11 protein-coding genes are annotated in these 13,192 nt (G+C 32.8%); 7 read left to right on the forward strand and 4 right to left on the reverse strand.

Features of this window, described 5'->3' with window-relative positions:
* Window positions 1-65: 65 nt before the first annotated feature.
* On the reverse strand, window positions 66-2,918 hold the full coding sequence (locus tag NNH57_RS16660; protein WP_108808257.1) for a VPS10 domain-containing protein: 2,853 nt from the start codon (window positions 2,916-2,918) through the stop codon (window positions 66-68).
* A 185-nt stretch (window positions 2,919-3,103) separates the two neighbouring features.
* Between NNH57_RS16660 and NNH57_RS16665 the strand changes: the two genes are divergently transcribed.
* From NNH57_RS16665 to NNH57_RS16685, 5 genes are all read left to right on the forward strand, one after another.
* Window positions 3,104-3,385, forward strand: coding sequence for a hypothetical protein (locus NNH57_RS16665; protein ID WP_025666192.1), 282 nt, complete (start codon window positions 3,104-3,106; stop codon window positions 3,383-3,385).
* A 184-nt stretch (window positions 3,386-3,569) separates the two neighbouring features.
* A complete protein-coding gene (locus NNH57_RS16670) occupies window positions 3,570-4,862 on the forward strand; it encodes an aminopeptidase P family protein (protein ID WP_074409816.1) in 1,293 nt (430 codons plus the stop codon).
* Window positions 4,863-5,017: 155 nt separating this feature from the next.
* Complete coding sequence (locus NNH57_RS16675; RefSeq protein ID WP_074409817.1) at window positions 5,018-5,410, forward strand: hypothetical protein; 393 nt, start codon at window positions 5,018-5,020, stop codon at window positions 5,408-5,410.
* Window positions 5,411-5,607: 197 nt separating this feature from the next.
* Window positions 5,608-7,332, forward strand: coding sequence for an AraC family transcriptional regulator (locus NNH57_RS16680; RefSeq protein WP_108808256.1), 1,725 nt, complete (start codon window positions 5,608-5,610; stop codon window positions 7,330-7,332).
* A 69-nt stretch (window positions 7,333-7,401) separates the two neighbouring features.
* Window positions 7,402-7,785 carry a VOC family protein gene (locus tag NNH57_RS16685; RefSeq protein WP_082995009.1) on the forward strand — a complete coding sequence of 128 codons (384 nt, stop codon included), beginning with the start codon at window positions 7,402-7,404 and terminating at the stop codon, window positions 7,783-7,785.
* 27 nt (window positions 7,786-7,812) lie between these two features.
* Here the strand turns inward: NNH57_RS16685 and NNH57_RS16690 are convergent, their stop codons facing one another.
* Window positions 7,813-9,156: a cytochrome-c peroxidase gene (locus NNH57_RS16690; protein ID WP_074409819.1), complete on the reverse strand. Its 1,344-nt coding sequence runs from the start codon at window positions 9,154-9,156 to the stop codon at window positions 7,813-7,815.
* A gap of 120 nt (window positions 9,157-9,276) precedes the next feature.
* A complete protein-coding gene (gene brnQ, locus NNH57_RS16695) occupies window positions 9,277-10,548 on the reverse strand; it encodes a branched-chain amino acid transport system II carrier protein (protein WP_074409820.1) in 1,272 nt (423 codons plus the stop codon).
* Window positions 10,549-10,766: 218 nt separating this feature from the next.
* Here brnQ and NNH57_RS16700 point away from each other — a divergent pair, with 218 nt between their 5' ends.
* Both NNH57_RS16700 and NNH57_RS16705 read left to right on the forward strand, forming a co-directional pair.
* The gene (locus tag NNH57_RS16700) at window positions 10,767-11,546 is read left to right on the forward strand and encodes an alpha/beta fold hydrolase (protein ID WP_074409821.1); all 780 of its coding nucleotides are present in this window, start codon (window positions 10,767-10,769) and stop codon (window positions 11,544-11,546) included.
* A gap of 248 nt (window positions 11,547-11,794) precedes the next feature.
* Window positions 11,795-12,064 carry a hypothetical protein gene (locus NNH57_RS16705; RefSeq protein ID WP_025666184.1) on the forward strand — a complete coding sequence of 90 codons (270 nt, stop codon included), beginning with the start codon at window positions 11,795-11,797 and terminating at the stop codon, window positions 12,062-12,064.
* A 7-nt stretch (window positions 12,065-12,071) separates the two neighbouring features.
* On the opposite strand, the gene thiL is transcribed toward NNH57_RS16705, so the two are convergent.
* Window positions 12,072-13,118, reverse strand: coding sequence for a thiamine-phosphate kinase (gene thiL / locus NNH57_RS16710; RefSeq protein ID WP_074409822.1), 1,047 nt, complete (start codon window positions 13,116-13,118; stop codon window positions 12,072-12,074).
* Window positions 13,119-13,192: the final 74 nt, after the last annotated feature.

Genomic DNA, 13,192 nt, shown 5'->3' on the forward strand with positions numbered 1-13,192 from the left:
AATTGCTTAAACCCCATCAAAATATTTTGATGGGGTTTATCAATATACGTTATTTGAGATCCCTTTTATTTAATTTCCCACAAAGCTTTTTCTGTTTGCTTCCCATCAGAAATTTCTATTGAATATCTTCCAGTAGGAAGGTAATATTTTCCATTTTTTCTTTTAGAAACTTCTTCATCAGGAAATTCTTTTTCGAGTATATTTTTTCCTTTTTCAGTAATCGTAAGGTCATATTCTGCATAATTAAGCCCCTTATCAGCTTTTGTAGAAAATTTCTGAAGTATTTTTCCTTCTTCGGTAGTAATTTTAATAGAGAAGTCTCCTGATTTTCCAGAATAAAACTTGATAGTTGTTGTTGGTTTATATGGTGTAGACCATTTGCTCCACGAAACACCCCATCGATCTGACCACTGCATTGCAGGTACATCAAAAACATAAAGTCCTTTATTCATTACTTTATTATCAAGAAGTTGTACTGCTTCTATATTTGTTTTGTATATACTTCTACCGTGTGTTCCTAATAATAAATCATTAGCTTCTGGTTGGATTACAATATCATGAACCGCTACATTAGGTAATCCGTTAGAAAAAGCTTGCCAGCTTGCTCCCTTATCTAGTGAAACATAGGCACCATTATCTGTTCCTATATATACTACGTTTTCATTTTTAGGATCTTCTTTAATCACATTTATTGCAGATACAGGCAAGCTGCTTCCTATGTTTTTCCAGCTCTGTCCATAGTTTTCACTTAAATAGACATAAGGTTTAAAATCATCCCATCGATATCCATTTAATGTAACATAAACTCTTTCTTTTTTATGAGAAGAGGCAATTACTCTTGACACCCATAGATCTTTAGGAAAAGAATCCGAAATCTTACTCCAACTTCCTCCAGAATTTTTAGTTATATATACTAATCCATCATCACTACCTGTGTAGATCAGTCCAAATTGAAATATAGACTCGGCAATAGTAGTCAACGTTCCATAAGCAACATTTCCTTTTTTACCACCGTTCGTTAAATCATTAGATATGGCAGTCCAGTCATCACCCTGGTTCATAGATCTCATTAACTTATTACCTCCTAAATATAAAATGTCTTGATTGTGCGGCGATAGTAAAATTGGTGTTTGCCAATTAAATCGATAAGGAGATTCTCCTAATTCATGTTTAGGTTGAATATAAGTTTGTTTATTTTTTGCACGATCTATTCTAAAATAATTACCAAACTGAAATCCAGTATATACAATATTTGCATCCCGATCATCAATCTGTACCTGCATACCATCACCCCCCATAATGCTTTCCCACGGGTAATGACCACTTTGATGCCAGGAGTCATCTTCTTTAGCATTATGTGCTCCTACCCAAACTCCGTTATCTTGCAATCCACCATACACATTATATGGTTTCTCATGATCAATATTAATTGCATAAAACTGTCCCACACTAGGTTGATTTGCTTTTATCCAGTGTTCTCCATCATCATAAGAGATATTTACCCCCCCATCATTACCATTTATCAAGTGCATAGGATTTTTAGAATTAATCCACAATGAATGATGATCGGCATGAACATTTTTTCCATTAATATTGGTAAATGTTTTTCCGGCATCTTTAGATTTCAAAATAGGAACTCCAGAAATGTATATATGATCCTTATTAGTAGGGCTTACCTGTATCTGAGCAAAATAATATCCATAGCTATAAAATAGATCATCTATATAATCTTTATGGGTTTTTGCCCAGGATTTCCCTCCATCATTAGTTCTGTATACTTCTGCTCCAATAACCGGAGTATCAAATAACATTGCATTAGCATTTTCGAGGTATTTGGCAAGATCTATTGGTTTTACTGTACCACTACGCACAAGTTGTTTTACATTATCTGCTCTGTATTTTTCCTGAAACCCATTGGTTTTTAAAAATGCATTTAGCTTTTTGTTTTCCAGTTTTAAAAAAGCTTCTGATGACATCGTTTTAAAATCCTCTTTGGTTAATCCCAAACCACTTTTTTTGGTTTCATTTTCCTTTCTTCTGTACTGGTTATCATGTACAGCATATACTGTGTTTTCATCAAAAACAGCAAGGCCAATTCGACCTACTCCTTCTCCTGTAGGAAAACCACTTCCTTCTATAGATATTTTATTCCAGGTAGTTCCTGCATCAATACTTTTATAAATCCCTGACCCTAATCCATTTCCTTCAAAATTCCAGGCTTTACGATCTTTATCCCATGCAGCTGCATACATAATACTAAAGTTTCCAGGTGCATATGCTAAATCAATAATGCCTGTTCGATCGTTAATAAACAACGTTTTTTTCCAAGTAGCCCCCCCATCTGTTGTTTTATAGACTCCCCGTTCTTGATTAGAAGAATATAAGTGTCCGGTTACTCCCACTACGACCTCATCTGGATTATTCGGATTAATAACGATTCTACCTATATGATGTGAGTCGAGTAGTCCTACATTTTTCCATGTCTTACCATTATCTGTAGATTTTAGAATTCCTATCCCTGCATAGGATGACCTAGACGAATTATTTTCACCGGTTCCTACCCAAATGATATTATTTTTCCAGTCTACTGCAATATCACCAACATTAATTGTCTCTGCAGCATCAAGAACAGGTTCAAAAGTAGTTCCATTATTTACGGTATGCCACAACCCTCCAGAAGCATATCCTACATAAAACTCTGTAGTATTTTCTGGATTTACATCAACATCTACTACACGACCACTCATTACAGTTGGTCCAATATTTTTAAAAGGGACATGTTTCACTAAAGAAGACTTTTCCATTTGCTTTTTGTTCAGCAATCCTTTCTGTATCAATTCTGCATTAGTAGCTGGTTGTTGAGAAAAAATAAAAGAAGAAAGAAAGAAGAAAAATAATGATGATGTAAATGTTTTCATTTTGATGGGTGTTTAGTGCGCTGAAAGTAGATATTGTTATAACAAACTCAAAATTTTTAGATATTGTTTAACAATCCTTTCTTTTAAAACAATAATCACAAAGCACTAAGGATAGTGTTCTTTTTTTGTGTTTCTCGTAAATTTTTAGTTAATTTATTAAGTACTAATCAATTAAACACACAATCATGGAAGAGTATTTACCATTAATTATTCAATTAATCAGCGGGGCCGTTGGAGGAAATATCGCAGGCTCATTACTAAAAAATGTATCCTTAGGTAAAGTAGGGAATTCAATTCTAGGAATACTCGGAGGAGGTTTAGGTGGGTATTTGCTAAATTATCTGGGAATAGGTACTTCTGGCGGAATGGATTTGTCTGGGATACTAGGAAGCATTGCAGGTGGTGGTGTCGGAGGTGGTGTGTTAATGGCCATAATAGGTTTAATCAAAAATGCAATAAGCAAATAAAAATACATTCATATTAACAAAAAAAGTAAGGTAAATTCAATATTTAAAAAAGGAACTCAAAATCTTATGAGTTCCTTTTTTTATTACGCAAATAATAATCATATTTTTGAAGAAAATCAGTATTCTTAATCCTCGTTTGGTCTAGAGGGCTTATGAGGTTTGTAATTAAACAACATATCATACAATGAAATATCACCAGATCGATAGCAATCTCTTCATCAAAAATCGTAAAAACTTTGCTGCACAAATGAAATCCAATAGCATTGCTATATTTAATAGTAATGATATATATCCAATTAGTGCCGATAGTACTATGCCTTTTGAGCAGCATAGAGATATTTTTTACCTAAGTGGCGTTGATCAGGAAGAAAGTGTATTGTTACTTTTTCCCGATGCTCCTAAGGAAAAGCATCGTGAGATTTTATTTCTAAAAGAAACCAATGAGCATATTGCAATTTGGGAAGGTGAAAAACTAACCAAAGAACGAGCTTTTGATGTTTCGGGAATTAGAACCGTATATTGGCTTCAGGATTTAGAGAAGATTTTCTTTGAAGTGATGACGCAGTGTGAAACTGTATATGTAAACACTAATGAGCACTACAGATCAAGCGTAGAAACAGAAACTCGTGAAGATCGTTTTACCAAATGGTGGAAAGCAAAATATCCTGCACATGCCGTAGCAAAAAGCAATCCTATTTTACAACGATTACGAGCAATAAAAGATCCCATCGAAATTGAGCTTATGCAAACAGCTTGTAATATTACCGAAAAAGGATTTCGAAGACTTTTAGGCTTTGTAAAACCTGATGTTTGGGAATATAATCTTGAAGCCGAATTGTTGCATGAATTTATCAATAACAGATCCAAAGGTTTTGCGTATACTCCTATAATCGCAAGCGGAAACAATGCCAATGTGCTTCACTATATAGAAAATAATCGACCCTGTAAAGCAGGTGATTTAATCCTTATGGACGTTGCTGCAGAATATGCTAATTACTCTAGTGATTTGTCTCGTACAATTCCGGTATCAGGAAAATACTCTAAACGTCAGCGAGATGTTTATGATGCTGTACTTCGAGTTAAAAATGAAGCTACCAAAATGTTGATTCCAGGAACTATCTGGGCCGATTATCATGTTGAAGTTGGTAAAATTATGACATCTGAGTTATTAGGATTAGGGCTTATAGATAAAGCTGATGTGCAGAAGGAAGATCCAGAATGGCCTGCATACAAAAAATACTTTATGCATGGTACCTCTCATCACATAGGATTAGACACCCATGATTATGGTATCCTTACCGAGCCTATGCAAGCAAATATGGTGTTTACTGTTGAGCCCGGGATTTATATTCCTGATGAAGGTTTTGGAATTCGTATTGAAGATGATGTAGTAATACAGGAAAAAGGAGAACCTTTTAATCTCATGGCTAATATTCCTATAGAAGCTGAAGAGATTGAAGAATTAATGAATAATTAGAATTCTATAAAATCAAATATATGCCCCATCCATATTTTTATGTGTGGGGTTTTACTATCTCCTAAACACAACTCAAAACTCGGTGGTAAAGCCGTAAGGTAATCTCTCTTATTTTTTTTAGTTTAGTCGAACACAACTCTAAAACCTGTTCTATCATGAAAAAACTTCTTCTTTGTTTTTTTATCATTACTTTTTGCAATGCTTGTACTAAAAAAAATAAATCACCATTAGTTGGTAAATGGAAGCTAACACACGTACTGGTAGATCCGGGAAATGGAAAAGGAGCCTTCCAAAAAGCAAACCAGGAAAAAGTTATCGAATTCTTTGATGACGGCACCTTAAAAACAAACGTATCTTACTGTCCATTAGATGATGATAAAACTATCGGAATGTCTGGAACATATGACATGAATCATACTCTACTTATCGTTCCTTGTACATCTTCAGACTCTAAAATAAATTTTGAAATAAATGAGTCTATGTTGATCATCGATTATCCGACTCAGTGTATGGAGCCTTGCAAAGAAAAGTATACTAAAATTGATTGATAGCCTTCTTTTTTTAATCAACCGAATTAAATCTACAGTTTGTATAAACCATATCACCAGTAAAAATCTATCGTCTTATTACATAGAAATGAATGAAGAATTTCTCGTAATTGATAAAAACAGTATTTCTTTTGTTGACTTTAATGTCAGTATTTAAATACTTTTGATTCTTAATTTGAAACTCTAAATGGTATGGTATGTATTTAAAACTACTTAGAAACATCTTCATTCTTTCTGTCTCGTTTATTGGGTATGGGCAATCTTTTCATGTTCCCGATTCCTTGATGCAAAAAACATATAAACAGCTTAGTGAAAACTTTCATGCAAGTTTAGATAGTAATATACCAGCAGCAAGGTTATATGCCCGGGCTTATTTTAACAAAGGAAAAAACAGTAAAGACAACAGTCGTATAGCTTGGTCTTATGTCTATAAAAGTCTATTGTATAATGATTCAAAAAAAAGAAAAATAGAAGCTTTAGACAGTGCTGTTTTTTTTGGGGAAAATATAGTTAAAAAGAATCATCCAGAAGTCTTCTATAACAAAAGAGCGATTGCCTATGGGGAGTTTGGGGATCTTAATCATAGTCTTAAAGACTACTTAACAGCATTAGAACATTCTAGAAAAAACAATAATGTACCGTATATATACCTTCTTAAGCATAATATCGCAAATCTAAAAAGGAAACTAGGAAAATATGATGAGGCCAAAAAACTATTCAAAGAATGTATTGTATATGAAAAAAGCATCAAAAACAAAACAAAACGAGATACTATCTCTTATCTATTAACACTAACAGAACTTGTCTCTATATATAGATTAAATAATCAAATAGATTCTGCAAAAATTTTAAACAAAGAAGGAGTTAAATTATCTAAAGGTAAGCCCACTGAATTTCTGTTCGATTTAAATGATGGTATTCTAGACTATTACAACCAGAAATATAGTTTAGTAATAAAAAAAATTAAACCAATATTACCCAAAATTATCAATCCAGAAAGAGGATATGAAAGTACTACAGATTTAATTAACGCATATCTATATTTAGGAAATTCTAATAAAAGCTTAGGTAAAACCTCAGAGTCTATTACTTATTTCAAGAAAATAGATTCTATCTCTAAAACTTTAAATTATTTTTTACCCGAAAGTAGAGCTGCCTATGTAGAGTTGGTTGGTTATTACAAATCTATTGGTGACCATACCAATCAATTACTGTATATAAATAAACTACTAAGTGCAGATAGTGTTTTAATAAAGGATTATTGGATCCTTAATGATAAGCTTTTAAGAGAATTTGACACCAGGGAGCTTCTTGAACAAAAACAGAAAATCATAGCTTCATTAGAAAAAGAAAACAATAAGATATCCTCTCAAAATATTATCATATCAATACTTCTGTTATTAAGTCTAATCGGTATTGTTTACTATTATTATCGGCAACAACTTTACAAAAAAAGATTTTTAAAACTCTTACAACAAATCTCTGATCAAAACCAAAAAAAAGATCAATCTACAGATGATCCTACTCCTTCATCAATTAACAAAGAAACTGTAGACAAACTACTTGATAAGCTTCAGCAATTTGAAGAAAAAAAAGAGTTTTTAAAACCTCTAACCTCAAAAGATCTTGCCCAAAAGTTTGAATCAAACTCTAGTTATCTCTCTAAAGTGGTCAATACTTTTAAAGAAAAAAGCTTTAGCAATTATATTAACGATTTACGAATCGATTTTGTAATCGATAAATTAAACGAGGATTCGATATTTAGAAAATATACTGTGCAAGCCATTGCACAAGAAATCGGCTTTAATAATTCTGAAGCATTTTCTAAAGCATTCTATAAAAAGACTGGGATTTATCCTTCCTATTTTATTAAAGAGCTAGAAAAGCAAAAAAATGATAAAACTAATCAGCTTTCTCGTTGAAATTTTTACACATCTATAGAATATTTTCTATACTTCCTTCGTTGAATACAAAAACTCTCTTTTTATATTATGCAACGAATGAAAATCACTGCTGGTCACCAGCAAGCTATGCCGTATATAGTAGTCGAAAAAGCTGAAGATTTTATTGATTTCATTCGAAAAATCTTTCAGGCACAGGAAATGATACGAAGCCTCGATGTTGATAATAGAATACAACATTCAGAAATTAGAATCGGCGATTCTACTATTCTTCTTACAGAAGCTTCAAAACATAATCCTGCACATCCCGGTTGTATGTATGTCTATGTAAAAGATACTGATCAAACGTATTATGAAGCCATAGATGCAGGAGCCAAATCCTTGATGGAACCTATGGAAGAAGATTACGGAGCCAGAGGAGCTGGTTTTCGAGATCCATTTGGTAACACCTGGTGGATTGCTACATTAAATTAAGTTTGATCAAAAACGATTACGTTATATCTAGTTACATCCTAAATCTTGTTGAGATTGCACATCATTAACCGGAAAGCATAATCCTGATTTCAATGTTTCAGGCACATATCGATTAAGATCAGTATCCTGTAAACTGATTTCTATAAAAGCTGTGAGGTTGTCTATTTCCTGATCTGTTAAATCAATAGTTCCAAATTGAGTTGCCAAATTTTCGGTAGTTACTTCGGTAGATTGAGGAACTCCTTTATTTTTATAAACGATAACATCTCTTACCGATGTAAATGTGCCTCCATGGCCATAAAAACCATTATCAGTCAGATTATAAAGCGTTGGTGTTTTAAATTTATAATTATCATTTGGATTTTTAGTAAAGCCTCCTCTTCCTTTCTTTACATTTTCAAAACCTGCACTATCTAACACCAATGCTTTATCAGAATTATCAAAATCTCCCATCCCAAAAGCATGAAAGCTTTTATCATTTAGTGCTGGGCCAGTATGACATTGGTAACATTTTCCGTTTCCAAAAAATGCAATTGCACCTTTCTTTTCTTCCTCACTCATCGCATCATAATCTCCTTTTAGCCATTCTTGCCAAGGTGATTTATTCGCAAGCAATGTTCTTTCATAAGCAGCCATAGCAAGTCCTGCATTCTTGGTAGTATACCGCTCGCTTTCTATAATATCACCAAAAGCCTTATCAAACATTTCTTTATATCCCAGTGTATTTACAAAATCCTTATCAATTAGTAATCTATGAACCCCCTGACCTTTTATAGCCTGAACTTCTATACCTTGAAATCCTAGAAAATTCTCTTGAATATTTGCCCAATTACTTTCTGTTCCTGCATTAGTTCCTGTACCTCCAAATTGCCCATTCCATAACATTACATCTTGGTATGCTACATTTAAAAGAGTAGGAGAGCGAAGTGGCTGGATGTCTACAGAGTCCACAGGAACATTGGTATTTATTACTCTACCATTACCATTGGTTCCAAAACCTACACCACATTCTCCAATACCTTGCCTTAATCCAGAGCTAAACCCCGCAGTAACTTGATGACAAGAAGCACAAGAATATGTAGCTTTCATCTCATCTATTTTTGGGTTTTTGCCAAGAGCTGTTTCATGTAATAATAACTTTCCTAGCTCAACTTTTTCCCTGGTAATTGGATTTAGAGGGTCTTGAGGTATTTTAAGGTAATCATCACTTTTCGGTAAGATAAAATAAGTAAGACCTTTATCTTCAGAAATGTCGGTTAAAAGAGTTTTTAAATCTTTATCCAAACCTGATGCTATAGGTACATAGTCATCATCATTAGAACAAGAAAATAAAAATAATGTAATAAGTATAAGAGTAGTTATTTTTCCCATAGATTTCCCTTTATATAAATATTAAAATTCGTTGTTTTCTGGCGCGAATGTAACAAAAACTAATACAATAAAAAAGGGGAAATTACCCCTAAAAACCTTTAATTTTTATGTTTAGAAAAATCACTCTGTTTTTGAAAAGATATTCATAACAATCAGCGTTACCAATGCAGGTAATAACCAAGCTAAACTATACACTCCTAAAGGAAGAATTTTTAAAATCGGAGCAACATAGTCCTGCATTCCTATAGTTCCTAAAAAATCAGGAATACTAAATAAAATAGTTACGATAACTACAGTTCTAAATACTAATGAAGAAGTAAATCTATTAGGCAAAACATTTAACAGAATCAAAATAATGGTTAAAGGGTAAATAAACATAAGTGCTGGTATTGCTACATCAATGATATAATGTACATCAAACTGTCCCATTAATACTCCTAGAATACAAGCTATAATTGCGGTAATAAGATATGCTTTTTGAGATCCGTTACAAATTCCTTTTATGAAATCTGCAGTACCAGTTACAATACCTACAGCCGTAGTAAAACAGGCTAACCCAACCAGAATACTTAAAAAAACTTTACCTATACTACCTAATGTTTTTAAACTCATTCCTGATAATAAATCTGTTCGCGAAATAGTAGTATCAAAATCAGCACCAAATAATGCACCACTATAAATCATACCAGCATAAATAACAAAAAGGCCTATTCCTGCCAAAACACCAGATCCAATAATCAGTTTTCGATTTCTATCAAAATTATTTTCTCCTTTAATTTTTAGAGATACAATAATAACTCCACCTACAACAACAGCTCCTATTGCATCAAATGTTTGATAGCCTTCTAGCAACCCTTTAATAAAAGGAGTTCCAAATTCTGAAGGATTAATCGCAGGTGTTTGCATTGAAAAAATACTAATACATATGATACTAAGTACAACGATAAATATAATAGGAGAAAGAAATTTGCCTAATAAGCTAAGAATCTTAGATCGATTAAGTACAAAAAGCAACACTAATGCAAAATAAATAGTACTGGTTAACCAGGCATTTGTACCAAAAAAAGGTGCAATTGCCATCTCATGGGTTACAGATGCAGTTCTAGGGGAAGGCAATGTGATAGAGATCAAATAAACCAATATACAATAAACAAAACTAAATGTGGGAGATACTTTCTTTGCAAAATCAAGCATAGTTCCTTGTAAGCGGGCGTGCGCAAAAATTCCTAATAAAGGAATAACTACTGCCGAAATAGCAAAACCCATAATAACCAGAAACCACGCATCGCCTGCTTTATACCCCAAAAGTGGAGGAAGCATTAGGTTTCCTGCACCAAAAAACATTGAAAATAATGCAAATCCTGCAACAAAAGTTTCTTTATTAAATCTCATTTGGTTAGGTATTTATATCCTTTAATAAGCAATAATAATGAAACCATAATAAGCATACAAAATAATCGTAATAGTATTTATAAATAGAAAAGCAATAATGAGTTAAAAATTAATATATAACTATAGCTGAAAACTTAGTGCATTCATAAAAAAATATTTATTTACATTTTAAAAGAGTATTGTTTCTAGTTTCTTTGCTCTATAAATTAAAAAGTAAAATGATAATAACGTATAAAGGGATCAAAATAAATTATAATACTTCGGGAAAAGGTACTCCTGTAGTCTTTCTGCATGGGTTTTTAGAGAATTCTACCATGTGGGAAGAAACCATCGATCATATATCAAATACATATCATTGTATTTCTATCGATCTTTTAGGTCACGGTCTTACCGAGTGTATGGGGTATATACATACTATGGAGGATATGGCACAAGCAGTCAAGGTTGTTTTAGATAGCCTAAACATCTCTAAGGCTTCTTTTGTAGGTCATTCTATGGGTGGTTATGTAGCTCTAGCCTGTATAGATCTTTTTCCAAATATAGTTTCGGGATTAGTATTGTTAAATTCTACTTCGTTTCCTGATAGCATAGAGAGAAAACAAAATCGGAGTAGAGCCATTGAGATAGTCAAGAATAATCCCGACGCATATACTAGTATGGCAATTGCAAATCTTTTTGCTGAAGAAAATCGATTGCGATTAGCAGACAAAATAAATATGATCAAAGATCAAGCCTCAAAGATTTCTTTGCAAGGAATTATTTCTGGTTTAGAAGGAATGAAAGTAAGAAAAGATCACACATCTCTTCTATCCAGTTTTAATAAGCCAAAAATCATCTTTGCCGGAACCAAAGATCCTATTTTACTATATGGTCAAAGTATTAAAGAATCGAAGCAATGTAATATCAATCTTGTTAGTTTTGATGGAGGCCATATGTCATATTTAGAGAATAAAGACGAATATATTGCAAAACTTCACCTGTTTCTAGGATCTTTTTAATATCAAAACTTAGAAGATAATAAATCTATTTTTGATTTCTCTAAAAGATAGGTAATTTCACATGTTCTTTAGACGAAATACTTCTTTTTGGGTCAAAAAACACTATAAAAGAAGTATTTCGTCTAAAAATCAATGATTTATGGTGATTTTTTCTTACAAAAATGCGGATAATAAAAAAAAAAATATTATTATTGTATTGATAATGAACTAATAACCCTTTTCCATGAATTTTTAACCCCCTAAGAATAATGAAAAAAACTACCCCAACCTCCGCATTTTCTTTTTCAAAAATTTACTGTTCTCTATTTGGCCATGACTATCTTCTTTCTAAAAATGTTACTCATCACATTAAAGAATATACCTGTTCACACTGTGGTGAACAAGCCACTACTAATAGTAGAGGACGATTAGAGGCAATGACGCCTAAGTTAAAAGAAATCAATAATGCTTTAGCCTCTGTACATGCTAAGAAACAGGCAAGAACTAATCGTGATACTCCATTTCAAGCAGCTTCATAATTATTAATTATTCCTCAATCGGATTCCACCCCTGGGCTTGTATTGCTATCTTTTCGTTTGCTCTGGTCACTAATCCTATTCCACTTTTCTCATCTGTTATATGACCTATAACTGTAAGACTGGGATTTGCTTTTATTTTAGGATAATCTTCTTGTTTTATGGTAAATAATAATTCATAATCCTCACCACCATTTAGTGCTACTGTCGTACTATTCATTTTAAATTCTTCGCATGTAGATATAACTGTAGGATCTAATGGGATTTTTTCCTCATATAAATTTACGCCAACTTTGGATTGAGAACAAAGATGTATTATTTCTGAAGACAAACCATCACTTATATCAATCATACTTGTTGGTTTTACATCTAATGCTTTAAGAAGTTCTGATATGTCTTTTCGTGCTTCTGGTTTAAGTTGCCTCTCAATGATATAAGTATATTGATCCAGGTCTGGCTGCGAATTAGGGTTAACCTCATAAACTTGTTTCTCTCGCTCTAATACCTGAAGTCCCAAATATGCTGCTCCCAAATCACCAGTTACAACCAGAAGGTCATTTTCCTTAGCTCCACTACGATATACCAAATCTTCTTCATTTGCGTATCCAACAGCCGTAATACTAATAAGTAGTCCTGTTGTTGAAGAAGTCGTATCCCCTCCTACTACATCTACATTATAAAGCTTTGCCGCAGTTTCAATCCCTGCATATAATTCTTCTAATGCTTCCAAAGGAAATCTGTTTGATACTGCAATAGAAACCGTGATTTGTGATGCTGTTGCATTCATAGCATAGACATCAGAAAGATTTACTATTACAGCTTTATACCCTAAATGCTTTAATGGAACATACGACAAATCAAAATGTACTCCTTCTATCAATAAATCTGTTGTTAATACGCACTTTTTATTTTCAAAATCCAAAACTGCTGCATCGTCTCCAATTCCAAGAGAAGTTGTTTTTTGGTTGATATCAAAATTCTTGGTCAAATGGTTAATAAGTCCAAATTCTCCTAATTCAGATAGTTGTGTCTTTGGTGTATTCTTGTCTTCAATCATTTTGCAAAGGTAGGTAACAAAGTGATTTCAATTCATAAAAAACTTCTGATTTTTCAGCCTTCTAAACCTAATGT

It is taken from the genome of Aquimarina spinulae, assembly GCF_943373825.1.
Classification (GTDB): domain Bacteria; phylum Bacteroidota; class Bacteroidia; order Flavobacteriales; family Flavobacteriaceae; genus Aquimarina; species Aquimarina spinulae.